21 protein-coding genes, 1 pseudogene and 1 riboswitch are annotated in these 25,304 nt (G+C 66.1%); of the genes and pseudogenes, 12 read left to right on the top strand and 10 right to left on the bottom strand.

Features of this window, described 5'->3' with window-relative positions; genetic code table 11:
- From BcanWU425_RS26260 to BcanWU425_RS26245, 4 genes are all read left to right on the top strand, one after another.
- The gene (locus BcanWU425_RS26260) at window positions 1-1,014 is read left to right on the top strand and encodes an ABC transporter ATP-binding protein (protein ID WP_026233629.1); all 1,014 of its coding nucleotides are present in this window, start codon (window positions 1-3) and stop codon (window positions 1,012-1,014) included.
- Window positions 1,011-2,015: an ABC transporter ATP-binding protein gene (locus BcanWU425_RS26255; protein ID WP_204510756.1), complete on the top strand. Its 1,005-nt coding sequence runs from the start codon at window positions 1,011-1,013 to the stop codon at window positions 2,013-2,015. Before BcanWU425_RS26260 ends, BcanWU425_RS26255 begins: the two co-directional genes overlap by 4 nt.
- A 54-nt stretch (window positions 2,016-2,069) precedes the next feature.
- Entirely contained in the window at window positions 2,070-3,566 is a 1,497-nt protein-coding gene (locus BcanWU425_RS26250; protein ID WP_018458643.1) for an ABC transporter substrate-binding protein, read from the top strand.
- Between the two features lie 354 nt (window positions 3,567-3,920).
- Window positions 3,921-4,895 carry a magnesium transporter CorA family protein gene (locus BcanWU425_RS26245; RefSeq protein ID WP_204510757.1) on the top strand — a complete coding sequence of 325 codons (975 nt, stop codon included), beginning with the start codon at window positions 3,921-3,923 and terminating at the stop codon, window positions 4,893-4,895.
- 42 nt (window positions 4,896-4,937) lie between these two features.
- Here BcanWU425_RS26245 and BcanWU425_RS26240 read toward each other — a convergent pair whose 3' ends face one another.
- On the bottom strand, window positions 4,938-5,564 hold the full coding sequence (locus tag BcanWU425_RS26240) for an alpha/beta hydrolase (protein WP_018458645.1): 627 nt from the start codon (window positions 5,562-5,564) through the stop codon (window positions 4,938-4,940).
- On the bottom strand, window positions 5,561-6,499 hold the full coding sequence (locus BcanWU425_RS26235) for a ring-cleaving dioxygenase (RefSeq protein ID WP_204510758.1): 939 nt from the start codon (window positions 6,497-6,499) through the stop codon (window positions 5,561-5,563). Before BcanWU425_RS26235 ends, BcanWU425_RS26240 begins: the two co-directional genes overlap by 4 nt.
- A gap of 130 nt (window positions 6,500-6,629) precedes the next feature.
- On the opposite strand from BcanWU425_RS26235, the gene BcanWU425_RS26230 reads away from it, so the two are divergent.
- Entirely contained in the window at window positions 6,630-7,541 is a 912-nt protein-coding gene (locus BcanWU425_RS26230; protein ID WP_204510759.1) for a LysR family transcriptional regulator, read from the top strand.
- Window positions 7,542-7,593: 52 nt separating this feature from the next.
- Here BcanWU425_RS26230 and BcanWU425_RS26225 read toward each other — a convergent pair.
- From BcanWU425_RS26225 to cobU, 6 genes and pseudogenes are all read right to left on the bottom strand, one after another.
- Window positions 7,594-8,475: pseudogene (locus BcanWU425_RS26225) on the bottom strand (alpha/beta fold hydrolase).
- A 76-nt stretch (window positions 8,476-8,551) separates the two neighbouring features.
- Window positions 8,552-11,227 carry a hybrid sensor histidine kinase/response regulator gene (locus tag BcanWU425_RS26220; protein WP_204510760.1) on the bottom strand — a complete coding sequence of 892 codons (2,676 nt, stop codon included), beginning with the start codon at window positions 11,225-11,227 and terminating at the stop codon, window positions 8,552-8,554.
- Entirely contained in the window at window positions 11,224-12,255 is a 1,032-nt protein-coding gene (locus BcanWU425_RS26215) for an ABC transporter substrate-binding protein (protein WP_204510761.1), read from the bottom strand. The genes BcanWU425_RS26220 and BcanWU425_RS26215 overlap by 4 nt, the downstream gene beginning before the upstream one ends.
- A gap of 177 nt (window positions 12,256-12,432) precedes the next feature.
- The gene (gene bluB / locus BcanWU425_RS26210) at window positions 12,433-13,065 is read right to left on the bottom strand and encodes a 5,6-dimethylbenzimidazole synthase (protein WP_204510762.1); all 633 of its coding nucleotides are present in this window, start codon (window positions 13,063-13,065) and stop codon (window positions 12,433-12,435) included.
- A 4-nt stretch (window positions 13,066-13,069) separates the two neighbouring features.
- A complete protein-coding gene (gene cobS, locus BcanWU425_RS26205; protein ID WP_204510763.1) occupies window positions 13,070-13,852 on the bottom strand; it encodes an adenosylcobinamide-GDP ribazoletransferase in 783 nt (260 codons plus the stop codon).
- Window positions 13,849-14,352, bottom strand: a complete 504-nt coding sequence (gene cobU / locus BcanWU425_RS26200; RefSeq protein WP_204510764.1) for a bifunctional adenosylcobinamide kinase/adenosylcobinamide-phosphate guanylyltransferase — start codon at window positions 14,350-14,352, stop codon at window positions 13,849-13,851. Before cobU ends, cobS begins: the two co-directional genes overlap by 4 nt.
- A 121-nt stretch (window positions 14,353-14,473) precedes the next feature.
- Between cobU and cbiB the strand changes: the two genes are divergently transcribed.
- Window positions 14,474-15,427, top strand: coding sequence for an adenosylcobinamide-phosphate synthase CbiB (gene cbiB / locus BcanWU425_RS26195; RefSeq protein ID WP_231188690.1), 954 nt, complete (start codon window positions 14,474-14,476; stop codon window positions 15,425-15,427).
- Between the two features lie 11 nt (window positions 15,428-15,438).
- Window positions 15,439-16,401: a threonine-phosphate decarboxylase CobD gene (gene cobD / locus BcanWU425_RS26190; protein ID WP_204510765.1), complete on the top strand. Its 963-nt coding sequence runs from the start codon at window positions 15,439-15,441 to the stop codon at window positions 16,399-16,401.
- On the opposite strand, the gene BcanWU425_RS26185 is transcribed toward cobD, so the two are convergent.
- Window positions 16,390-17,838: a cobyric acid synthase gene (locus BcanWU425_RS26185; RefSeq protein ID WP_204510766.1), complete on the bottom strand. Its 1,449-nt coding sequence runs from the start codon at window positions 17,836-17,838 to the stop codon at window positions 16,390-16,392. The genes cobD and BcanWU425_RS26185 overlap by 12 nt on opposite strands.
- 10 nt (window positions 17,839-17,848) lie before the next feature.
- On the bottom strand, window positions 17,849-18,484 hold the full coding sequence (gene cobO / locus BcanWU425_RS26180; RefSeq protein ID WP_204510767.1) for a cob(I)yrinic acid a,c-diamide adenosyltransferase: 636 nt from the start codon (window positions 18,482-18,484) through the stop codon (window positions 17,849-17,851).
- Window positions 18,485-18,524: 40 nt separating this feature from the next.
- Window positions 18,525-18,742, top strand: a riboswitch (cobalamin riboswitch).
- 95 nt (window positions 18,743-18,837) lie between these two features.
- Here cobO and BcanWU425_RS26175 point away from each other — a divergent pair.
- From BcanWU425_RS26175 to BcanWU425_RS26155, 5 genes are read left to right on the top strand one after another with little or no spacing between them, the layout of a single operon-like run.
- Window positions 18,838-19,221, top strand: coding sequence for a DUF1636 family protein (locus tag BcanWU425_RS26175; RefSeq protein WP_204510768.1), 384 nt, complete (start codon window positions 18,838-18,840; stop codon window positions 19,219-19,221).
- A complete protein-coding gene (gene cobW, locus BcanWU425_RS26170; protein ID WP_204510769.1) occupies window positions 19,218-20,267 on the top strand; it encodes a cobalamin biosynthesis protein CobW in 1,050 nt (349 codons plus the stop codon). Before BcanWU425_RS26175 ends, cobW begins: the two co-directional genes overlap by 4 nt.
- On the top strand, window positions 20,267-23,515 hold the full coding sequence (cobN, locus tag BcanWU425_RS26165; protein WP_204510770.1) for a cobaltochelatase subunit CobN: 3,249 nt from the start codon (window positions 20,267-20,269) through the stop codon (window positions 23,513-23,515). Before cobW ends, cobN begins: the two co-directional genes overlap by 1 nt.
- On the top strand, window positions 23,512-24,675 hold the full coding sequence (cobG, locus tag BcanWU425_RS26160) for a precorrin-3B synthase (protein ID WP_204510771.1): 1,164 nt from the start codon (window positions 23,512-23,514) through the stop codon (window positions 24,673-24,675). The genes cobN and cobG overlap by 4 nt, the downstream gene beginning before the upstream one ends.
- Window positions 24,675-25,304, top strand: a complete 630-nt coding sequence (locus tag BcanWU425_RS26155) for a precorrin-8X methylmutase (RefSeq protein WP_018458662.1) — start codon at window positions 24,675-24,677, stop codon at window positions 25,302-25,304. The genes cobG and BcanWU425_RS26155 overlap by 1 nt, the downstream gene beginning before the upstream one ends.

Here is a 25,304-nt window from a genome sequence, read left to right as displayed (position 1 = left end):
ATGAGCGAGCGCTCGTCCATGCCGTTGATCGAGGTTGTCAATCTCGGCGTGCGCCTCAACACCAGCCGCGGGCCGGCGCAGGCCGTGCGCGGCGTCAGCTTTGCGCTGAAGCGCGGCGAGACGCTCGGGCTCGTCGGCGAATCCGGCTGCGGCAAGTCGGTCACCGCGTTGTCGCTGATGGGGCTGCTGCCGGATAGCGCGTCCGTCACCGGCAGCATCAAGCTGGATGGCGGCGAACTCGCTGGTTTGTCGGACGCGGAATATTGTCGGCTGCGCGGCAATCGCATCAGCATGATCTTCCAGGAGCCGATGACCGCGCTCAATCCGATGCACACGATCGGCAACCAGGTCGCCGAGCCGCTGCGGCGTCACAGGAAATTTTCGGCATCGCAGGCGCGGCGAGAGGCGATCGCCTTGCTCGACCGCGTCGGGTTGCCTGATCCGGCCAGGCGCGTCGACGCTTATCCGCACCAGTTTTCCGGCGGCCAGCGTCAGCGCGTCACGATCGCGATGGCGCTCGCCTGCGAGCCCGACCTTCTGATCGCGGACGAGCCGACCACGGCGCTCGACGTCACCATCCAGGGCCAGATCCTCGACCTCATCGCCGATCTCGTCGAGGAGCGCGGCATGTCGATGATCCTGATCTCGCACGATCTCGGCGTCATCGCCGAGAACGTGCAGCGCATGATGGTGATGTACGGCGGCACGATCATCGAGAGCGGACCGACCGACGAGGTGTTCCGCCGGATGGGCCATCCCTACACGCAGGGCCTGTTCCGCGCCCGACCGAAACTCGGCGCACGCAAGGGGACGCGGCTGACGACGATATCGGGCACGGTGCCGGAGCTCGCCGATCTGCCTTCCGGTTGCACCTTCGCCGATCGGTGTCCGCTCGTGATCGAGCAGTGCCGGGCTGCGCTTCCAGCAATGGTGGACGTCGGACCGGGCCATTTCGTGCGCTGCATCCGGACGGACGTGTCGATGGCCGAACGCGTCGGAGCGCTGACCGTATGAGCACGGCGCCTCTTCTCGAAGTGAAGGATATCGAGCAGCGCTACACGTTGCCGCGCGAAAGCGTGTTCCGCCCGCCCGGGCAGGTGCGCGCGCTCAACGGTGTCAGCGTGCGGGTCGACGCCGGCAAGAGCCTCGGCATCGTCGGCGAATCCGGCTCCGGCAAGTCGACATTCGCGCGGGTGGTGATGGCGCTGGAGCGGCCGACATCGGGGCAGGTCGCGCTGCTCGGCCGCGACCTCAACCGCATCTCCGCGGACGAGTTGCGCCGCGCCCGCCGCGATTTCCAGATGGTGTTCCAGGATCCCTACGGATCGCTCGACCCGCGCCAGACCATCGCGCGCATCGTCGCCGAACCGCTCACCGTGCTGGAGGGGATTGATAGCACGACGCTACGTGCCCGCGTCTCCGCAGTGCTACGGCAGGTGGGTCTGCGCGATGCCGACATGGAGAAATATCCACACGAGTTCTCCGGCGGTCAGCGCCAGCGCATCGCCATTGCGCGCGCGCTGATCACCCAGCCGAAGCTGATCGTCGCCGACGAGCCGGTCTCCGCGCTCGACGTCTCCGTGCAGGCGCAAGTCTTGAACCTGATGCAGGACCTCCAGGAGCAGTTCGGCCTCAGTTACGTCCTGATCAGTCACGACCTCGCCGTCGTCGACTATCTCTGCGACGAGGTCGCGGTGATGTATCTCGGCCGGATCGTCGAACAGGGCAGGCCTGAGGATTTGTTCGAGCGTTGCGCCCTTCCCTATACGCGAGCGCTGCTGGAGGCCGTGCCGCGGGTGCGCGCCGGCGGAGGCCGGCGGCGGCGCGGAGCCCAGGCGATCGCCTCGCAATCGGCGGCCGCGACCGGCTGCCCCTATGTCTCGCGGTGCGCGCTAGCCGACCAGCATTGCCGCGAGGTTCTGCCTGAGCTACGCAAGGTGGGCGAGACGCATCTGGCCGCTTGCCACAAGGCGGAAGCCGTGATGGCGTTGCCGCAATTGCCCGTGGAAGGTTAGCGTCCGCGGCAGGATTGGCGTAGGCTTGAGACAAGACAAGGCCGGGAGTTACGCATGTTCAGGAAACTATCGATCGTCGCATTCGCCGCCGCACTTGCCGCTGCTCCGTTGCCGGTGCTGGCTCAGAGCAAGAAGGACAGCGTCGTCATGGCGATGGCGCTGGAACCGCCGGGGCTCGATCCCACCAACGCCGCCGCCGCCGCGATCGCCGAGGTCACGCTCTACAACATCTATGAGACCCTGACCAAGATCAACGAGGACGGCACCACCTCGCCCCTGCTGGCGGAGAGCTGGACTGCAGCGCCCGATCTGAAGACCTATACGTTCAAGCTGCGCAAGGGCGTCAAGTTCCACAACGGCGAGCCGTTTGACTCCGCAGCCGTGAAGTTCTCGTTCGAGCGCAACGCGGTCCCCACCAGCACCAACAAGGACAAGAGCCTGTTCCAGAGCTTCGAGAAGGTCGATGCGCCCGACGCCGACACGGTCGTGATCAGCCTGAAAAATTCCGAGCCGAACCTGCCGTTCCTGCTGGGGCAGGCGAGCGGCTCGATCGTCGAGCCGAAGAGCGCTGCCACCAATATCACGCAGCCGGTCGGGACCGGGCCCTATCAGCTGGGCGCCTGGGCCAAGGGCTCCTCGATGACCCTGACCAAATGGGCTGACTATCGCAACGCCGCCGCGATCAAGCTCGCGAAGGTGACGATCCGCTTCATCTCCGATCCGTCCGCACAGACGGCGGCGCTGCTGTCGGGCGACGTCGACGCGTTTCCCCGGGTGTCGGCCCAGCGCACCATCGCGCAGTTCAAGGCGGATCCGCGCTTCAACGTTATGGTCGGCGGCTCCAGGGCCAAGACCATCGTCGGTATCAACCATCGCAAAAAGCCGCTCGACGATGTTCGCGTGCGCCGTGCCATCCTCGCCGCGATCGATCGCAAGGCGATGATCGACGGTGCGGTCGACGGTTTCGGCACGCCGATCGGAAGCTTCTACGTGCCGGGCGCGCTCGGCTATGTCGACACGACAGGCATCAACCCCTACGATCCCGAGAAGGCCAAGAAGCTGCTAGCCGAAGCCGGCGTTACCACCCCGCTCGAGCTGTCGTTGAAGCTGCCGCCGCCGTCCTATGCGCGCCAGGGCGGCGAGGTCCTCGCGGCCCAGCTTGCCAAGGTCGGCATCATCGCCAAGATCGAGAACGTCGAATGGGCGCAATGGCTGTCGCAGGTGTTCGCCGGCAATGGTCCGCATAATTTCGACCTCACCATCGTCAGCCATGTCGAGCCGTTCGATCTCGTCAAGATCACCGAGCCGGACTACTATCTCGGCTACAACAACGACGCCTTCAACGCGCTCTACAAGCAGATCGTGTCGACGCCGGATGAAGCCGCCCGTGCCAAGCTTCTCGGCGACGCCCAGCGCATGCTGGCCACCGATGCAGTCTCGGGCTATTTGTACCAGCCGCAGCTGATCACCATCACCAACAAGAAGCTGAAGGGCGTCTGGAAGGACGTACCCCAATACGAGAACGATTTCTCGACATGGGCGTGGGAGTAGGGCGCGCATGTCGATTGCGCGATGTCGGTGACGATCTCTCCCAACGGAAGAGATCGTCACGAGACCGGTCCAAACAAAAAACCTGAAGAACAACCCCATGCACAGTAGCCGAGGGTAGTGATTTCAATGACTTGCGCGCGACGCGATTGATGAGTTGCGCGTCGCGCGATGCCGTTGACGCGTCGGGCAAAACACTGGCATGATGGCATCATCGAAGAAGGCCGCGCCCGCTTGGTTTGATTGGGCCGCTCGATGCTCCCCCGACTTTGAACGTTCGGAACCCTCATGCGTTAGCTTGGCGCAGGATGGCCGCAGGCCGTGCGATCCGGCGCGAGGGTATGCGGAGTTCGGTTCTTGCTCAAACTATACAGGTGGCCATCCGACGACTGGCAGAAGATCGGCGCGGAGATGCCCTCCGAGATCATCTGGGCTGATCTATTGGACGCAACCGCGGAGGAAAAGCAGTTCGTCGAACGATTGCTCGGGATACGCGTTCCGTCCGAGGATTCGCTCAGCGAGATCGAAGCGTCGAGCCGCCTGATCCTCGACAACGGCACGCTCTATCTCAGCTCGCCGGCGGTCCGGCTCAACGAGAACAACGAGGCCGAGATCACGCCGGTGGGATTCGTCATCGGACCGCACGTGCTGGTGACGGTGCGTTTCGCGCAGCTGCCGATCTTCGAGGACATCGGCAAGCGCATCGGTTCCGATGACAGCCTGGAGAACGGCATGTGCGTGTTCACCAGCCTGATCGAGGCCATGGTCGACCGCGGCGCCGATGTCCTTGAGCATCTCGGCGCGAAGGTCGACAGGCTCTCGCGGGACGTCTTCAAGGGCGGGCTCGTTCGCAGCAAGCGGCCGGTCCGCTCCAGCCGGCGGATGCGCGAGGCGCTGGAAAACATCGGCGAGTTGGCGGATCGGCTCGCCAAGGCGCGCGATGTCCTGCTTGGCGTTGGCCGCATCGCTTCATTCGCCGGCGATGTCGGGGGTGAATGGATCACCGCCGCGTCGAAGAAGCGGCTCGAAGCCGTCTCCAAGGATGTCGCTTCGCTCGGCGATTACGAGACGCGATTGTCGGACAAGATCCAGCTTCTGCTCGATGCCGTGCTCGGCTTCATCAACATCCAGCAGAACGAGCTGTTCAAGATCTTGACGATCGTCTCGGTCGTCGGCGTGCCGCCCACGATTCTGGTCGGCATCTGGGGCATGAACTTCAAGCACATGCCGGAGCTGGACTGGACCTTCGGCTATCCGCTGGCGTGGCTCGCCATCATTGCCAGCGGCGTGCTGCCGCTGATTTGGTTCAAGCGGCGTGGCTGGTTCGAATGAAGCCGCGGCGCACCGTTCGAAATCGATGCGCCGCTTCTTCTGTCAGGCGACTTCGGCGGCGAATTTGCCGATCCAGTCGCGGGCAAGCGTCAAATCGGCCTGCGATAATTGATGGCCCGCCGGCAGGACCTTGTGACCGACCTGCGCGCCCGCTTCGGAAAGCAGTGATGCGAGCCGGGCCGAATTGCTCGCCGGCACGATCGGATCAGCCTGCCCGGACAACAGCAGGATCGGCTTGCCTGCGAGGTTGACCTTGGGCGGATCCGACAGCGGCACCATGGCGCGGAGCAGGATCGCACCAGCAAGCGCGTCCGGCTTCAGCAACAACAGCGCGGCTGCGATGTTGGCGCCGTTGGAGAAGCCGACCGCGACCGGCGCGGCGAGGCCATATCGCTGCCGCGCTTCCGCAACGAAGTCGCCGAGCTCAAGGGCGCGGCGGCGCACGTCGTCCTCGTCGAACACGCCCTCAGTGAGGCGGCGGAAGAAGCGCGGCATGCCGTGTTCGAGCACGCGGCCGCGCGGCGATAGCAGGGCCGAGCCGGGCGAGATCATCTTGCCGAGCCCGAGCAGGTCGTTCTCGTCGCCGCCGGTGCCGTGCAGCAGCAGGAGAGGAGGAGAGCCCGCGTCACGCGCGGGCTCGAAACGATGGATGAATGAACTCTCGGTCACGACACCCTCTCTTCCAGGTTCGGCAACACGCCCTCGATCTGCTTGCGCTGTGCTTCGAGGAAGCTCGGCAGCTTCAGGTCGTGTCCCAGCGTTGCCACGGGCTCGTCGACGGCGAAGCCTGGGATGTCGGTCGCGATCTCGAACAGCACGCCGCCGGGCTCGCGGAAGTAGATCGAGCGGAAGTAGTTGCGGTCGCGCTGTTCGGTCGGGTGCAGGCCGTGATTGCTCACGAGCCTTTGCGCCATCTTGCCCTGCTCGGCGTCATCGGCCGCGCGGAAGGCGATGTGATGCACGGAGCCGCCACCTTGGTGTCCGCGCAGGAAGCCCTTGGCTTCGTAGATGTCGACGACGCTGCCTTCGGCATCGCCCGGTGCCTTGAAGCGGATCACCGAGCCTTCGCGCGCCGTCTCCTTGAAGCCGAACACGTCGGTGAGGACGGCAGCCGTTTTTGCCGCGCTGTCGAGCAGCAAGGTCACGACATGGAAGCCGCGGATCGCATGCTCGGCCGGCACCTCGCCATTGCTCCAGCCGGGCTCGCTCTCGGCGCCGGGGATACCGACGAGCGCGAGCGCCATGCCATCAGGGTCTGTGAACGGCAGCACGGACTCGCCAAAACGCTTCTCCAGCGCCTCATAAGCGATGCCCTTCTCGACGAAGCGTTGCGTCCAATAGCCGAGCGAGCTTTGCGGCACGCGGAAGGCGGTCTGGTGCGTCTCGCCGACGCCGCGGCGCCCGGCCGGCACGCCGGCCCAAGGAAAGAACGTCAGGATGGTGCCGGGGCGGCCGGTCTCGTCGCCATAATAGAAGTGATAGGTGCCGGGATCGTCGAAATTGACCGTCTTCTTGACGAAGCGCAGACCGAGATCACGGGTGTAAAAGCCGAAATTCCTGATGGGGTCGCCCGCGATCGCGGTCACATGGTGCAGTCCAGACATTGTCGGTCCTCCAAAGCTCGGGGAGCGGTCTTGCTCTGCAGGGAAATATCGTTCCGCTTTGGATTGGAGACAATCCATGCAAATATGACGGCTATGTCTACGATTTGGAAACAATCGCCGGCGCCAGCCCGTGGATAAGGTCGCCAGCCTGCGAGCCTTCGTAAAGGTGGTCGAAAGCGGCAGTTTTGCCGAGGCGGGCCGGCAGTTGCGGCTGTCACGCTCGGCGATCAGCAAATACATCGCCGACCTCGAAGAAAGCCTCGGCGTGCAGCTCCTGAACCGGACCACGCGCCATGCGAGCCCGACCGAGAACGGCCAGCGCTATTTCGAGCGCGCGGTCGTGATCCTGTCGGAGATCGAGGCGGCCGACCAGGTCGTGGCGCAAGCGCAATCGGCGCCGCGCGGCCTGTTGCGCGTCAACGCGCCGATGTCGTTCGGCACCCTGCGGCTCGGGCCGGTGCTTGCCGATTTCATGGCGCGATATCCGGAGCTGCAGCTCCAGCTCGTGCTCAGCGACGACCTGCTCGATCCCGTGCAGGACGGTTTTGACGTGACCTTGCGCATCGCGGAATTGGAATCGTCGAGTTTGATCGCGCGAAAGATCATCCCGGTGGCGCGCATGATCTGCGCTTCGCCCGATTATCTGGCGCGTCACGGCACCCCAAAACATCCGCAGGATCTGCGCGAACATGTCTCGCTGACCTACGGCTTCCTGCTCACTGGCAATCAGTGGAAGCTCACGGGAGCGGGCGGCGACCACTGGATCCAGCCGGCCTGGTCGCTCTGCGTCAACAATGCCGAGGTGCTGCGCGATGTCGCGATCAAGGGCAGGGGGCTCGCGCTGCTCCCGGAGTTCATCGCCGCCGACGCCTTGAGGGCAGGCGAGCTGCGGACGGTGCTGGACAAGTATTCTGCGCCGCCGCTTGCGCTCTATGCGGTCTATCCGCCGACCCGACATCTGTCGGTGAAAGTGCGGCTGTTCATTGATTTCCTGGTCGAGCGCTTTGGCCGGGAGGGCGAGGCGTCAACCCGATCAAAATGACCCGCGCGGAAGGGCTGAGCCGAGATATGTCGGCTCCGCGCGGCTCGCTGCTCTATTTTTTGGTATCGAGGAATTGGCGTAACGCCTTCACGGTCACCGCCGGTTGCTCTTCCATCAGCCAATGACCGGCGTCCGGAATGACCAATTCGGTGACGTCAGTCGCGGCGTTTCGCATCACGACCGCCTCTGTCGCACCGAAGGATTTTTCGCCCCCGACAGCCAGCACGGGAATGGTCAACTTGGTCGCGATCGCCTTCTTGTTGTCCTCGGCGTCGGTTCGGATCGACCTGAACTGGGCGAACGCAGCACGCATGGCGCCCGGCCGCGCATAGAGCGCTGCGTAATGACGGCGTGTTGCGTCCGCGATCCTGGAAGGCGTCCCCGCGAAGTCATTCCAGAAGCGGTCGAGGTAGATGCGCTCGCGGCCCTTGACCAGCCGCTCCATGTCCGGGCCTCCGAGATCAAAATGCCAAAGCTGCGGGCTGCGAACCACCTCGTCCCATGGCGGCACCCCAGGCACCGGGGCATCCATCACGATCAGCTTCTCGGCCAGGTCGCGATAACGGGCCGCGTAGGCCTAGGCCACCATGGTTCCGATGTCGTGGCCGACGACGACGGCCTTTTCGATGCCGAGCGCTGCGAGAACGGCCCGCATGTCGGCAGCCTGGGTCCATTTGTCATAGCCATTGTCGGGCTTGCTCGAGAGGCCCATACCGCGAAGATCGGGCACGACAACGGTGTGGTCGCGCGCGATATCAGCGGCGAGCTTGACCCACATGTCGCCGGTATCACCAAAACCGTGAATCAGGATCACGACAGGCCCCTGACCGCCGACGCGAACATGAATCTGCGTGCCGATGGCCGCGATGGTTTTGGTCTTGAAGCCGGACGGAAACTGTTCGACCTCGGCGCGCGCGGCAGGGGCGAGCAGCATGAGAAGAATGGCGAGACATCTTGCGCGCACCGGCGCCTCCGATCATCTTGTATTTCAGTCCAGTGACCGAACGCTGTTAGGCCGGCCGGAGCAATTCATCCAGCGCGTTCATCGAGGCCTCTCGAAGCGCGGCGAGTTCGCGGGCGGCGCTCTCGCATTCGGGCGGGGACATCGTGACTGCCGCCAGCTCGACCTCACGGCAGAATTCGAAAAGGCGGACGAGGCCGAGCGTACTCGCGCCGCTGCCGAGCTGGTGCGCGCCGCGCGCGAGCTGCGCGGGATCGCCAGTCGCCGCAGCCTTGGCAATCTCCTCGACCAGCTTTTCGCTCGTCAGTTCCAGCAGGTCGTGGAGTTTTGCGATCTGCGCCGCGCCCAGCAGCTCCTTCTGGTCATCAAGGAAATGCCGGTCGATCAAGGCGCCTGCGGCGAGCTGCGGCGTGGCTGGCTGGTTTTGGGCATCGTCCTCGATCGCCTCGCGCAGCGCATTGATCAGGATCGGCTTGCTGACGATCCTGGCAATGCCTGCGCCCGCGAGCCGCTCGCGGGCGCGGCGCGACATGTCCGCGGTTACCGCGATGATGCGCGGCATGCTCGGCAGACCAAGCTTGCGGATCCGCGATGCCGCCTCGACGCCGTCGATGTCGGGCATGTGCAGATCCATCAGGATGATGTCGAACGCCTGATCGCGGGCGAGCGCGATGGCCGACGCGCCGTTCGTGGCGATGGTGGCGCGGTGGCCGAGCCTCTCGAGCATCGCTTCACCAACCTCGCAATTGACGGGATCGTCGTCGACCAGCAGCACGCGAAGCTGCCGCGATGGCGGCTGAACCGCACCTTGCGCGATGTCGGTGGTGGCGAGGCCAAGCGGTACCTCAAGCATGAAGGAGCTGCCCCTACCCGGCGTGCTCGCCACCGTCAGCTCGCCGCGCATCAGGCGGGTGAGGCGCCGCGCGATCGCCAGTCCAAGACCGGTGCCGCCGAACCGCCGCGCGATGCTGTCGTCAGCCTGGACGAAATCCTCGAAAATCCGCTTGTGCATGTCGGGCGCGATGCCGATGCCGGTATCGCGCACGGTGATGCGCAGCAGCACATGATCGTTATGTCCCTCGGCGGCCGCGCTCAAGCCGATGCCGCCCCGCGGGGTGAACTTGATCGCGTTGCCCATCAGATTGAGCAGGATGCGATTGAGCCGCACCGGGTCGCCGTGCACGGAAGTATTGACCGACGCGTCGCAGGCGAGATCGAAGGAGAGGCCCTTGTGAGAGGCCTGCGGACGCATCAGATCGGCGGCCGTCTCGATCAGCTGGTCGAGGCGGAAATCGCGGGTCTCCAGAGTCTCGGCGCTGGCCTCCAGGCGCGCATATTCGAGGATGCCGTCGACCAGCGCGATCAGCGTTTCGCCCGACGCGGCCGCGGTCGTGAGGTGGCGCCGCTGCGCTTCGCCGAGACTGCCGTCGTCGAGCAGTTGCAGCACGCCCATGACGCCGTTCAGCGGCGTGCGCAGCTCGTGGCTGACGACCGCGAGAAAGCGCGATTTGGTCTCGTTGGCCGCGACCGCCGCGCTGCGGGCACGCTCGGCGGCATCGTGCTCGGCAAGGGCTTGGTCGCGGGTCTTTTCCAGTTCGGAGGTGCGCTCGATCACCTTGCGTTCGAGCGTCGCATAGGATTCGCGCAAGTGAGCGGCCATCCGGTTGAATTGATCGCCGAGCGCCTCCAGCTCGTCGCCGGTCTTGATCGCGAGCCGCAGGCTGAGGTCGCCGCTGCCGATCCGCCGCGCGCCCTGCGTCAGGATCTGGATCGGCACGGTCATGCGCCGGCTCAGAAAGAGAGAGACCAGCACCGCACATACCAGCAGGATGACCAGGAGAAAAGTCGAGCGCCCGATCGACGCATAGATCGGCGCATAGGCCTCGGTGAGCGGCAGCTCGACGAACACCAGCCAGCCCAACGAGGGGACCGTCGCATAGGTCGACAGCACGCGTTGACCGGACAGATCCTCCTTGACCAGGCCGCCGGAGGGGGGCCCGATGCCATCGAGCGCGGCCCGGACGTCGGGATGGCCGGAGAGATCGCTGCGGCGCAGCGCCCGCCACAAATCGGGATGCGCGATCAGGATACCCATGCGATCGACCACATAGGCCTTGCCGGTGTTGCCGACCCTGATTCCGGCGACGAGGTCCCAGATGAAGCGAAGATTGACCTCGGCGACAATCACATCCGGCGCCAGGCCCGTTCCGCGCGTGGCGAGTGTCATGAACGGCTCGGTGTCGCCGAGGAAGTAGACCGGCCCGTAATATGCGCGGCTTTCGTTGGCGCCGCGGAAGGCCTGCGAGGCGGAGAGGTCGGTCTTGCTGCCGATCCTGTCCGCGACACGGCGCGACACGCGCACCTGCTCGCGGCCTTGGGCGTCGAGCTCGGCGATGTCCGCAATCGCAGGCGAGAGGCGCAGGAGGCGGATGGCGTTCAGGCGCTGGTCCTCGTTCGTGGACAGCTCCGGGGGCAGGCGCGAGAGCCATCTGATCTGGTTTTCGATCTGGCCAATGAACTGGCCGATCTGGAGGGCGGCGCTTGCTGCCTGCTCGCGCTGGGTCGCCGCCAGGAGTTGCTTCTGCTCGCGATAGGAGAACCAGACGTCGAAGCCGGTGTTGATGGCGAGCGCGGCAAAAGCGAGCGCGACGATCGAGTAGAGGTATTTGCGGAACAGCCGGCCGGGAGGTGGCCGCAAATCTCCCTGATCGATCGTCTCGTTCACTCGCGAATCTCGTCGGCGCGCGCGAGCAGTGTGAATGGTATCGTCAAATCCAGCGTGCGAGCGACCGTGCGGTTGATCAGGAGTTCGTATTTCCGCGGCGATTGCACCGGCAGATCTCCGGCCTTGGTACCGCGCAGGATGAGATCGACATAGTCGGCCGAGCGCACTTCGAGCGTCGGCCCGTAGCTCATCAGCCCGCCCGCATCCATGAAATAATAGAACGGGTAAATCGCAGGGACGCGATATTTGGCCGCCGCCGCCACCGCCGCCTGCCGGTGGACCACCAGGAAGCTGTCGACCAGCGCAATCATTGCCGCCTTGGGGGGAGCGGAAAAGGGCCTGACGGCTTCGTCGATCTCCGTTGGCGCGCTGACGGGGGCGGGGATCACGGACACGCCGGCCAGTGCTGCCTCTTGCTCGATGGAATCGAGGAAGAAACGGCCGCCGCGAGGAGTGGTCGCCGGGTTGTACAGGATACCGACGCGCGCAAGATCCGGCACGGCCTCCCGGATGAGCTGAAGCCATTTGCCGCCCATCTCGGCGGTGCTGTTGGTGAAGCCGGTCACGTTGCCGCCGGGATGAGCAAGGCTTTCGACGAAGCCGTTGCCGACGGGATCGTTGGCGGTCGCGAACACGATCGGGATGGTTTTTGTGGCTTCCAGGACGGCCGCGGTTTCGACCGTCGAGCCGGTCAGGATCACATCCGGCTTGAGCGCCAGCAATTCCTGAACCGCGGTCTTCAGCCGATCCGGCGCGCCGAAGGTCGATCGGAGCTCGAGGCGGAAATTGACGCCTTCGACCCAGCCTCGCTGCCTCAAGCCCACGATGAGGCCACCCAGGCGGGAGGTCGGGCTGTCGATCATGCTCCTTCTGGTCAGCTCGTCGTCGAGCGGCAACGCCGTCAGCGATCCCACGACCCGCACGCGATCAGATGTTGCGCCGAGCGCCAGCCACCCCGCGGCGGTCGTGCTGGCAAGGCGAATGAACCCGCGGCGATCGACCGCGAGAGCGGAAGGCCGTTCGGTCATGACATTCTTTGCATGGTGGCTAGCCCCAGGCGCATGCTTAGCGCGAACGGCCGGCATCCACAATTGACGAAAAAATGCGTTTGTGACTGCTCATTCGCAGCGTTTGGCAGTCCGATACCGTATTCCTACGTCGGCAGTCGCTCGCAACACAGAAAATGGATCTCCGGCGTGGCCTGATTAACGCTGCAGCGTGAATTCCTCTGCCCCCCGCCGCTGCTCCCACTTCGCCTGTTCCAGCTCGGGCCGGTCGCATTCGACTTCCGGATAGCCGATACAGAGATAGGCGATGAATTTCCAGGTGTCGGGCACGTCGAGAATGGCGTGGATGCGATTCGGATGGAGGATCGATACCCAGCCAAGCCCGATGCCCTCGGCGCGCGCGGCCAGCCACATCGCGGTGATCGCCGCAACCACGGAATATTCCGTCGTCTCCGGCATCGTCGCGCGGCCGAGGCCGTGACCGGTGTCGCTGGCCTTGTCCGCGAACACGGCGAGGTGGCCGGGGGCCTGTTCGAGACCCGACAGTTTCAGCGTGGCATAGCGTGCTGCGCGCTCACCGGCATAGGAATTCAGCGCGTCCGCGTTGCACGCTTTGAAGTCGTCGATCACGGCGCGACGCCGTGCGGCCTCATCGACGATGACGAAGCGCCAGGGCTGGCTGAGGCCGACCGAGGGTGAGAGACAGGCCGTCTCGATCAGGCGATCGATGGCGCCGTCCGGCAACGGATCGGCGCGAAAGCGGCGCACGTCGCGGCGCCACACGAACAGCTCGCGCAAGTGCTGGCGGAAGGTGTCGTCGAATTCGACCATTGCGTCACCCTCCGATCTGGAAAGCTGCGGCAACCAGCAGGATCAGAATCTCGCCGGTCTGCTCGAACGCGCCGAGGATGTCGCCGGTCTGCCCGCCGATCTGGCGGATGGCAAGTCGCGCCAGCATCAGGCCGGAGAGAGCGAGCAGGATCAGGCTCACCAGCGCCTTGCCCGGCCCAAGCGCGAGCACGAGCGCGAGGATTCCAACAGCGAATGCGATCGCAACGCTGCGGCCCGGCGGTGATCCCGCACTCGCCGACAGGCCGTCAGGTCGCGCAGGCGCGACCTGCGACATGAAGGCCGGCAAGCCCGCGCGGGCCGCAGTGTGCGCAGCGCACAGTGCGAGCGCGACGACCCACGGATTGGCGATCGTCGCGAGCGCGCTCCAGCGCAGGCCGAACGACAGGATCAGCGCGCAGACGCCATAGGTGCCGATCCGGCTGTCGCGCATGATCTCGAGCTTGCGCTCGCGGGTGCGGCCGCCGCCGAGCCCGTCGGCGGTATCGGCAAGGCCGTCCTCGTGCAGCGCGCCGGTGACGAGGGCGGTCGCGGCCAGCGCGAGCAGGGCGGCAAGGTTCGGCGACAGACCCAACAGGCTCGCGACCTTGTAGACCAAGGCGCCGGCAAGGCCGACCAGCAGTCCCGCGACTGGAAGAGCCCAGGTCGCGCGTGCGACGGCGCCGTCAGCTGCGGGCTTCGACAATGCGACGGGGAGGATTGTCACGAACGATGCCGCCATCCTGAGATCGGCGATGACGTCTCGCAAAAATTGGTCGCGCGGCATCATTTCAGTTTCATCGGCAGGCCGGCGACGACGAACTCGGCCTCGTCCGCAACGGCCGCGATGGCCTGGTTCATGAAGCCGGCGGCGTCGCGGAAGCTCCGCGCCAGCGCATTGTCGGGGACGATGCCGAGGCCGACTTCGTTGGTGACGAGAACGACGGGACTTTTCAGCCGGGGCAGGGCGCCGGCAAGCTCCTTGATCTCGCGTTCCCAGTCGCGCCCCCCATGCATCAGGTTGGAGAGCCAAAGCGTCAGGCAATCGACGAGCCGCGCGCCGCCGCCGTCGGTGGCGAGCAGCGCGGGCAAGAGATCGAGCGGCACTTCGCGTTCAATCCAGTCGGTTCCGCGGCGGGCGCGATGCATGGCGATGCGCGCCTCCATTTCGGCATCGAGAGCCTCGGCTGTCGCGAGGTAGACCGGCCGCCCGGGAAAGGCGCGCGTGCGCATTTCCGCGCGCTTGCTCTTGCCCGACCGTGCTCCGCCGGTGATCAAAATGACGGCCATGAAGTCTCCTGTCGGCCTGCACTAATCACCAAACGCGGCCAAAAACAAAGCCGAAATCCGCCAATCAGGGGCTTGCGCTCCGGCCACCCTTTGCGCAACAGGGGCAGGACAGGAGACGGGTGTGGGTTTTGCGGGTGCGATGGCGGTTGCGATGGCGGTTGCGATGGTGGTGGATGCCCTGTTGGGCTGGCCGTCGTGGTTGTTCGCGCGGATCGGCCATCCCGTCACCTGGCTGGGCTGGCTGATTTCTGCCATCGACACCGCCTGGAATCGACCGTCTGATCCGCCGGCATTTCGCCGCGCCGCTGGTCTCGCCGGAGCGCTCGCGGTGATCGCGCTCTCGGTCGCGCTCGGCTGGGCGCTGCAGTCCCTGCTTCCCTTGGGCTGGATCCAGATCGTGCTGGTCGGCGTCCTCGCCTGGCCGCTGGTCGCCCTACGCTCCTTGCACGACCACGTTGCTGCCGTCGCAAACCCGATGCGAGCGGGTGACATCGCCGCCGCCCGAGACGCGGTCTCGCGCATCGTCGGCCGCGATCCCGCAGCGCTCGACGAGGCCGGGATCGCGCGTGCGGCGATCGAGAGCCTCGCCGAGAATGCATCCGACGGCATCGTCGCACCCGTGTTCTGGGGCGCGCTGTTCGGTCTTCCCGGCATTTTGGGCTACAAGGCGATCAACACGCTGGACTCCATGATCGGCCATCGCTCCGAACGCCACGAAGCCTTCGGCTGGGCCGCGGCGCGCATCGACGATGTCGCCAATTTCATTCCGGCGCGGCTGACCGGATTTCTGTTCGTGCTGCTGGCGCCCCAGCGATCCGAGGCGCTGTCGTGCATGACGCGGGACGCACGCCGTCATCGTTCGCCCAACGGCGGCTGGCCGGAAGCAGCCATGGCGGGTGGGCTCGGTGTGCGGCTCAGCGGTCCGCGGATCTATCACGGCAGCATCACGAACGAGCCATGGCTGAATGAAGCTGCGCGCGATCCGCTTGCCGCCGACATCGATCGAGGCTTGACGGTTTACCGCCGCACCATGCTGCTGCTCGCCGGCATCCTTGCGATCCTGGCCTTCGCGTGAAAGAACAGCGCATGCGCGAGCACGGTGGAAATCTCGATCAGGCCCAGCAGCGCTTCGGCGGTCGCGCGGAGGACTGGATCGATCTGTCGACCGGTATCAACCGCCTGCCTTATCCCGTGGGCGAGGTGAGTTCGCGCGCGTGGAGCGCGTTGCCGTCGCGCGCCGAGATCGAGGCGCTGCATCACGCGGCGCGGCACGCTTACCGCACGAGCGCGGCGGTTGTCGCGCTCGGCGGCGCACAGGCGGCGATTCAACTGCTGCCGCAACTTGCGCCACCCGGCCGCGCGCGCATCCTCGCCCCGACCTACAACGAATATGCCGGGGTCCTCTCGGCCGCGGGCTGGGAGGTCCAGGAGGTCGGGGACTTCGACGCATTGGCGGGCGCGGACCTCGCCATAGTCGTCAATCCCAACAATCCCGACGGCCGATGCCACCCACCAAGGGATTTGCTGACGCTGCTGCCGCGCGTCGGTCGTCTCGTCGTCGACGAGAGTTTCGCCGATGTAGCCCCGCAGCTATCGCTTGCATCCGGGGACCGGCCGGGGCTGCTGATCCTGCGCTCCTTCGGAAAGTTCTATGGCCTTGCCGGCCTGCGGCTCGGTTTCGCGCTCGGCAATTCGTCCGACATCGCCAGGCTCGCCTCGATGTCGGGGCCTTGGCCGGTCTCGGGAGCGGCGATCTCCATCGGCTGCCGCGCGCTGCGTGACGATGCCTGGGCGGAGGCCACGTCCGCGCGGCTGGCGCGAGACTGCGGTCGTTTCGACGGCATGGTGCAGTCGCAAGGCTGGACGCTCGTCGGCGGGACCCAGCTGTTTCGTCTCTACGAGACGCCCGACGCGCCTGCCGCGCAGGAGAAGCTGGCGCGTCGCCATATCTGGTCGCGCGTGTTCGCGCGAGAGCCGACATGGCTGCGCCTCGGGCTTCCGGGCGGCGAATCCGAATGGACGCGCCTGGCCGAGGCTCTAGCGCGCTAGCGCGAGCAGGCCGTCGATGTCGAGATGTTGCTCGATGTGATCGGCGAGCGCATCGAGCGCGCTATCGACCCTGGCGTGATAGGGCTCGTCGCCGGCGGGAATGTCGAGCTTCGCCAAAAAGGCCTTGCGGAAATCATCCGACGTGAACAGGCCGTGCAGATAGCTGCCTTGCACGCGCCCGTCGCGCGAGATCGCGCCTTCCGGTTCGCCATTCAGCCTTGCGAATGGCCGCGCGCGATCCGGCCCATCAGTGCGGCCGATGTGGATTTCGTAGGCTTCGATCGGTTGATCCGTCGCGGCATGCACGGCCGCGACACGCGTCAGCGTCTTCTGCGGGCTCATCACCGTCTCGACATCCAGAAGCCCGAGACCCGGTGTGTCGCCGGCGGGGCCCTCGATCCCATCGGGATCACTGACGCTGCGTCCGAGCATCTGATAGCCGCCGCAGAGGCCGAGCACATGGCCGCCTCTGCGGCAATGCGCCAGCAGATCGATGTCCCAGCCCTGCGCGCGGAGAAAGGCGAGGTCGCCGCGGGTGGATTTCGAACCGGGAATGATGACGAGGCGCACATCGCCGGGAATGGCTTCGCCCGGCCGCACCATCACCAGATCGACGCCAGGCTCGAGCTTGAGCGGATCGAGATCGTCGAAATTGGCGATCCGCGACAGCGCGAGACAGGCGATCTTGCATTGGCCCGGCTTGCGCGCATCGCTCAGGCCCAGCGCATCCTCTGCCGGCAGCTCGCCGGCGCGCGCGAACCAGGGCAGCACGCCAAAGCCGCGCCATGCGGTCTTCTCTTCGATCAGCTTGTAGCCGTCATCGAACAGCGTGGGATCGCCGCGGAACTTGTTGATGACAAAGCCCTGGATCATCGCGGCATCATCCGGGTCGATCACTGTCTTGATGCCGACGAGTTGCGCGATGACACCGCCGCGGTCGATGTCGCCGACCAGCACGACCGGCACATCGGCCTTGCGCGCAAAACCCATATTGGCGATGTCGGCCTTGCGCAGGTTCACCTCGGCCGGGCTGCCGGCGCCTTCCACCAGCACGAGATCGGCGCGCGCCTTCAGCCGCTCGAAGCTCTCCAGTACCGCGTCCATCAATGCCGGCTTCATCGCCGCATATTCACGCGCACGCGCGGTCGCGATGCGTTTTCCATGCACGATCACCTGCGCGCCGACATCCGTCTCGGGCTTCAGCAGCACCGGGTTCATGTCGGTGTGCGGCTCGACGCCGGCGGCGAGCGCCTGGAGCGCCTGGGCGCGGCCGATCTCGCCGCCGTCGACAGTCACGGCCGCGTTGTTCGACATGTTCTGCGGCTTGAACGGGAGCACGCATAGGCCGCGTCGCACAAAGGCGCGCGCGAGGCCGGCGACGATGAGCGATTTGCCCACGTCCGAGCCGGCCCCCTGGATCATCAATGCGCGCGCCATCGCGAGTTTCTTAGAACTCGACGCCGGCTTGCGCCTTGATGCCGGAGCGGAAGGGATGCTTGACCAGCGTCATCTCGGTGACGAGATCGGCGATGTCGATCAGCTCGTCCTTGGCGTTGCGGCCGGTGAGCACGACATGCGTCATCGGCGGCTTCGAGGTCACCAGGAAATCGACGACCTCGGCGATATTGAGATAGTCGTAGCGCAGCGCGATGTTGATCTCGTCGAGCACGACCATGCGGAGATTCGAATCGAGGATCAGCTCCTTGGCCTTCTCCCAGCCGGCGCGGGCGGCGGCAATGTCGCGGGCGCGGTCCTGCGTCTCCCAGGTAAAACCTTCGCCCATGGCGTGGAACTGGCAGAGGTCACCGAAATGGCCGGTGAGCATGCGGCGCTCGCCGGTATCCCAGGCGCCCTTGATGAACTGCACGACCGCGCAGGGGAAGCCATGGGCGACGCAGCGGACGATCATGCCGAAGGCCGAGGAGGACTTGCCCTTGCCGGCGCCGGTGTGGACGATGATGAGGCCCTTTTCGCCGCTCTTGGTCGCCATGATCTTGTCGCGGGCGACCTTCTTCTTCGCCATTTTCGAGGCATGGCGGGCGTCGGTTTCGTCGGCCGTCTGGCTATCCGGTTCGGAGGTCATCGGACGGGGTCCTTCGGCTTGACAAGAGGCGGTCGGGGGCAAATGGTGGCCCGGCGTTGGTTCCTGTCCTACGACAGGCGAAGAGGGAATGCGATAGGGTCCGAATCGGCAAGATTTGGTTCCAAAATGCAGCCGCCCCCGCGACCGTGACCGGAGAGATGCCCGAAGCCACTGATCCCCTGGGGATCGGGAAGGCGGGGATCGAAGGGGAAACCCTGCTCCGCAAGCCGGGAGACCTGCCAGCGCGGACGATTTTGGACCGGCGGACGGGGTGTTCCGCGACGGGGAAACGGGCCTTCGCAAGAACGGTTCGTGGGCCTCTTCGCTTCCCGCTGTTTATTCTGGAAGAAGCGATGACCGTCACACTTCATGTCTGCATCACCTGCCGCGCCGGCCAGACGCTTGGCGAGGGCGAGACGACGCCCGGCAAGCGCCTGCATGGTGCGATCCTCGAGGCCGGCGTGCCTGACGGCGTCAGCGTGGTTCCCGTCGAATGCCTGTCGGCATGCAACCAGGGTTGCTCGGTCGCGCTCAGCGCGCCCGGCCGCTGGTCCTATGTCTATGGTCGCCTCTCGGATGCGAATGCGAACGACGTGGTCGCGGGCGCCGCGGCCTATGCGGCCGCGCCCGACGGCCTTGTGCCCTGGCGCAGCCGCCCGGAGATCTTCCGCAAGCAATCGCTTGCCCGCATTCCCCCCATTTCCCCCTTGGCCGTCGTGCCGGAGGCCGCCGAATGAATTCGCTCGCAAAAGTCCCGGTCACGGTCGTCACGGGCTTTCTCGGCTCCGGCAAGACCACGCTGATCCAGCATCTGCTTGCCAATGCCAACGGCAAGAAGCTCGCGGTGCTCGTCAACGAGTTCGGCAGCGAGGGCGTCGATGGCGAGATTCTGAAATCCTGCGCCGATGCGAATTGCCCGGAAGAGAACATCATCGAGCTCGCCAACGGCTGCATCTGCTGCACCGTCGCCGACGATTTCATTCCGACCATGGAGAAGCTGCTGTCGAGGCCGGTGCGGCCCGATCATATTCTGATCGAGACTTCGGGCCTGGCACTGCCCAAGCCGCTGCTCAAGGCGTTCGACTGGCCGGAGATCCGTTCGCGCATCACCGTCGATGGTGTGATCGCGCTTGCCGACGCCGAAGCTGTCGCCGCCGGCCGTTTCGCGCCCGACCCAATTGCCGTCGAAGCGCAGCGCGCGGCGGACGGCAATCTCGACCATGAGACGCCACTGTCGGAAGTGTTCGAGGACCAGATCGCCTGCGCCGACATCGTGCTGCTGACCAAGGCCGATCTTGCGGGCGCGGCAGGCCTCGAAGCGGCCAAGGCGGCGATCACCGCCGAGATGTCGCGCCGCGTGCCGATGCTGGCGATCACCGACGGCGCGATCGACGCGCGCCTCATCCTCGGCCTCGGTGCTGCCGCCGAGAACGATCTCGCCGCGCGTCCCTCGCATCACGACGGCGAAGAGGATCACGAGCACGACGATTTTGCGTCCGTCGTGATCGATCTTCCTGAGGTCACCGATATCGAAGCGCTGGTTGCATCCGTTCAGCGTCTGGCGCGCGAGCAGAATGTGCTGCGCGTCAAGGGTTACATCGCGGTGCAAGGCAAGCCGATGCGCCTCTTGCTGCAAGCGGTGGGCGAGCGCGTGCGCCACCAGTTCGACCAGCCCTGGGGCGCGGGTGCGAGGCAGTCAAAGCTGGTCGTGATCGGCGAGCACGGCGATATCGACGAGGCCGCGATCAAGGCGGGACTCGGTCTTTCAGGATCCGGTATCTGATGCACGTCGTCTTCCGCGAGAGCCGCGGTCTCGAGGAGACCGCGATACCAAGGGACATTGGCCAGGACCCGGCCGATCTCGTGGTGCTCTCGTATTCGGATTCCGATCTTGCCGCGTTCGCGGCCGGCTGGCGCCGTGGCCGCGACAGCCTGCCGTCGCTGCGGCTCGTCAATCTCGCAGAACTTCGTCATCCGCTCTCGGTCGACACCTATGTCGAACGCACGCTTGCGCACGCGCGCGGCATTCTCGTGCGTTTGATCGGCGGGGAATCCTATTGGCCGTATGGGCTCGCGGCCCTGCAGCAGCTGGCGAAGGAGCGCGGCATCGTGCTGGCCGTGCTGCCGGCCGACGGCCGCGACGATACGCGGCTGGACGCGTATTCGACCCTGCCGGTCTCGACGTTGCGGCGGCTCAAGGTGCTCTGCGACACCGGCGGCCCCGTCCCATCGCAAGCCGCGATCGCGCAGCTTGCGCTGGCTTCGGGCCTCTATGCGGGACCTGTTATCGGCGACATGACCGTGCCCGAGATGGGCTTTTACGATCCCGCGCGCGGCGTCATTGCCGCGCCGGCGTCGGGTGAGGGCAGGCCGCGCGCGCTCGTGGCCTTCTATCGCTCCTATCTCACCGCTGCCGACACCGGCCCGGTCGATGCCCTGGTCGCCGCATTGCGCGAGAAGGGGTTCGACGCGTTTGGTGTCTTCGTTACCTCGCTGAAGGCTCCAGGCGTTGCAGATTGGTTGCGCGGATATCTCGCGCAAAATCCTCCGGCCGCGATCGTCAATGCGACCGCGTTCTCGGCGATGGGCGACGACGGCACGACGCCGTTCGACGCCGCATCCTGCCCCGTGTTCCAGGTCGCGCTCTCCACGGCCCGCCGCGAGGACTGGGCGAGCTCGCTCCGCGGCCTGTCGCCCGGCGACCTCGCGATGCATGTGGTGCTGCCCGAGGTCGACGGCCGCCTGTTCGCGGGCGTGGTGAGCTTCAAGTCTGCCGCGATGCGGGATCCCGATTTGCAATTTTCGCATCTGGCACACAGGCCTGACGAGGAGCGCGTGAAGGCCGTCGCCGCGCGCGTTGCGGCCTGGCGGCGCCTTGCGGAGACGCCGGCCGCTGACAAGCGGATGGCACTCGTGCTCTCCAACTATCCGGGCCGTCCGCATCAGATCGCGCACGCGGTGGGTCTCGATGCGCTGGCGTCGGTCGAGGCTTTGGTGTCCGACTTCGCGGAGGCCGGATTTGATCTCGATCCGGTCCATGCCCTCGGCGAGACGCTGCTCAAGCAGACCTTGAGCTGGAGCGTCGCCGATTACCGTGCTGCACTGTCGCGCCTTCCGCAAGTGTTGCAGGATGATCTCGCGCAAGCCTGGGGCGCGCTGGAGACCGATCCGGGTTGTCGCGACGGCGCGTTCCATTTCGCTGCGATTCAATGCGACCGGTCGATCATCGCGGTTCAGCCGGAGCGTGGCGATGCGACCGCGCGCGATGCCGACTATCACGATCTCGCCCGCACGCCGCGCCATGCCTATGTCGCGTTCTATCTCTGGCTCCGCGAGCAGGGCTGTGATGCCGTCGTGCACATGGGCGCGCACGGCACGCTGGAATGGCTGCCCGGAAAATCCGTGGCGCTGTCGCAGGCGTGCTGGCCGGAAGCCCTGATCGGCGATTTGCCCGTCATCTATCCCTTCATCGTCAACGACCCCGGCGAGGCTGCGCAGGCCAAGCGGCGCCTGGGGGCCGTCACCATCGGCCATCTGCCGCCGCAGCTCGCAATATCAGCGGTGCCGGACGGATTGCGCAGGCTTGAACAGCTCCTCGACGAGTACTCGACGGCCGATGGTCTCGATCCCGCCCGCCGCCAGCGTCTGATCGCCGCGATCCGCGATGAGGCACGCGCGGCTGGCCTCGAAGACGATCTTGGCCTCGATGCAGCGGCCGCTCCGGCCGAAGCGATCCCGCGGATCGACCGCTTCGTCTGCGATCTCAAGGAAAGCCAGTTCGGCGACGGCCTGCACGTGTTCGGCCGCGGCGCCTGCGGTGAAGCAGAGCGCGACGCTTTGCGGGCCGCGCTTGCAGGCCGGCGCGTCGCGCCGGGGCCGTCAGGTTCGCCCTATCGCGGCCGCCAGGACGTGCTGCCCACGGGACGCAACCTTTTCGCCGTCGATCCGCGCGCGGTGCCGACGCCGTCGGCGCATGCGCAAGGCATCAAGCTCGCCGAAGAATTGCTACGTCGTCATTTGCAGGATCATGGCGACTGGCCAAAGGGCCTTGTCGTCGATCTCTGGGGCTCGGCGACAATGCGCACCGCCGGCGAAGAGTTCGCCATGGCGCTGCATCTGGCCGGCCTCGCACCGCGCTGGGATCATGCTTCCGGCCGTGTCACCGGCTACGACATCATCGCGCCTGCGGAGCTTGGCCGGCCCCGCATCGACGTCACGCTGCGTGTCTCGGGCCTGTTCCGCGACGTCTTCTCAGGCCTTGCGCAATTGTTCGAGGCGGCAGCCGCGGCGCTGTCGGTCCGCGAGGACGAGGGCGACGAAAATCCATATCGCCATCGCACATCGCGCGTGTTCGCGCCGCGTCCCGGACAATACGGCGTGGGTCTCTCGGCAATCCCGGACGCCTTCACGCCCGAGACGCGCGAAGCCGCCGGCGAAGCGTGGCTCTCGGCATCGTCATGGGCGTTCTCGGCCGATGGCGAAATCAAGCTCGATCGTGCCGGTATCGAGAAGCGGATCGTATCGGCCGATGCTTTTGTTCACATGCAGGATTTGCCGGAAACCGATCTTCTGCTCGCGGCCGACTATGCCGCGCATGAGGCCGGCATTGCGGCTGCCGCGGCCCATCTCGGCGCGGCGGGACCATCGCTCTATCATCTCGATGCGACGCGCCCCGAGCAGCCGCATGCGCGTACGCTGACCGAGGAAATCTCCCGTGTCGTCCGCGCGCGCGCGGCCAACCCGGCCTGGATCGCGGGCATGATGCGCCACGGTTTTCGCGGGGCGGCCGAGATCACCGCGACGCTCGAGCACATGGCCGCCTTCGCGCATCTGGCCGGCGCCGTGCCGCCGCATCTGTTCGACCTCTACTACGATGCGACGCTCGGCCATGACTACGTCCACGCCTTCATGGCCCGCGAAAATCCGGCGGCACTCGCCGCGATGGAAACGTGTTTCACGCGCCTGCATGAAGCCTCGCTCTGGCGAACGCGCCGCAACTCGATTGCGGCTGCGCTGCGGGAGGCCTCATGAGTGCTTCCGTGGTCAAGGGCTGGTGTCCCGGCGCGCTGCGCCCGATGCAATCGGGCGACGGGCTGGTGGCCCGCGTGCGTCCGTTCGGCGGACGGCTCGACGCGGCGCAGATCTCCGGACTGGCTCATCTCGCCGAACGCCATGGCAATGGCCTGATCGACGTGACCAGCCGGGCCAATCTCCAGATCAGGGGCGTCAACGAGACCAGCCACAGGCTGCTGCTCGATGGCCTTTCCCAACTGGCGCTGCTCGACCCGGATGCGGAGACCGAATCCCGTCGCAACATCCTTGTGACGCCGTTCTGGCGTAGCGGGGACGAGACCCAATCGCTCGCCGCCGAGCTCGAGGAGGCGCTCGCCGACAGCCAGCTCGAACTTCCAACCAAGTTCGGCTTCGCCATCGACGACGGCACCTCACGCGTGCTTGCGGGCGATTCCGCCGACGTGCGGATCGAGCGCGATGGTTCCGGCGGACTGCTGGTACGGGCTGATGGCGACAAACTCGGCCGCTCGGTCCCACGTGGCGAGGCCGTGACCACCGCGCTCGCATTCGCCGGCTGGTTCGTGACCTCCGGCGGCGCGAGAGGCGGGCCAGGGCGGATGGCGGCGCATCTTGCAGCCGGTGCAATCTTGCCGGCGGCATTGCGCGGCGAGGCCGAGCCGGCGCCGATCATGGCCGCGGCGCGTCCCGGCCTCTATGCGCAAGGTGCGATGGTCGGGGTCGCCTTCGGACAGATGGCGCATGCAACGCTCAACCAGTTCGCCGGTTGCGGACATGCGCTGCGCATGACGCCGTGGCGGATGGTTTTGAGCGAAGCCAAGCGCGTGATGCCGAACGCGACCGGCCTGATCACCGAGGCCTACGACCCTGCGCTGCGCGTCATCGCCTGTAGCGGTGCGCCACGCTGTCGCGAGGCGCATGCCGATACCCGTGGCCTTGCCGCGGCCCTGGCGCCGAACATCGGCGCGGCCGCACGGCTACACGTCTCCGGCTGTGCCAAGGGCTGCGCCCATTCTGGTCCCGCCGCCATCACTCTGGTCGCGACCGGCGCAGGCTTCGATCTCGTGCGCGCCGGGTCGACGCGCGATGAGCCCATCCTGCGCGGGCTGAATCGCGACGACATCGTCAAAGATCCCTCCATCCTGATGGGAGGGCACTGATGCCGCACACGTACGAGACCGACGGCGCTGCGATCTACCGGCAGTCCTTTGCCACCATCCGGGCCGAAGCCGATCTTGCGCGCTTCACGCCGGACGAGGAGCAGGTGGTGGTGCGGATGATCCATGCCGCCGGCATGGTGGGCCTCGAAGCGCATATCCGCTTCACATCAGGCATGGCGGTCGCCGCACGCGCGGCCTTGCAGAAGGGCGCACCGATCCTGTGCGACGCGCGCATGGTCTCTGAAGGAATTACGCGGGCGCGGCTTCCCGCCGCCAACGCCGTCATCTGCACGCTGGGCGACGAGACCGTTCCCGCGCTCGCGCAGTCCATGCGCAACACCCGTTCGGCCGCGGCCCTGGAGCTGTGGCGGCCGCATCTCGACGGCGCGATCGTGGCGATCGGCAATGCGCCGACCGCGCTGTTCCATCTCCTCAACATGCTGGAGGACCGGGACTGCCCACGGCCCGCGGCAATCATCGGCTGTCCGGTCGGCTTCGTCGGCGCGGCCGAATCCAAGGCTGCGCTGATGGCCGTTTCCCCGGTGCCGGCGCTGACGGTCGAGGGCCGCCTTGGCGGTTCCGCGATCACGGTCGCCGCCGTGAACGCGCTGGCGAGCCGGAGCGAATAG

It is taken from the genome of Bradyrhizobium sp. WU425 (assembly GCF_021052305.1).
Lineage (GTDB): Bacteria > Pseudomonadota > Alphaproteobacteria > Rhizobiales > Xanthobacteraceae > Bradyrhizobium > Bradyrhizobium canariense_D.
Note: the sequence above shows the minus strand (reverse complement) of the source record. Positions and strands in the feature narration are given on the sequence as shown.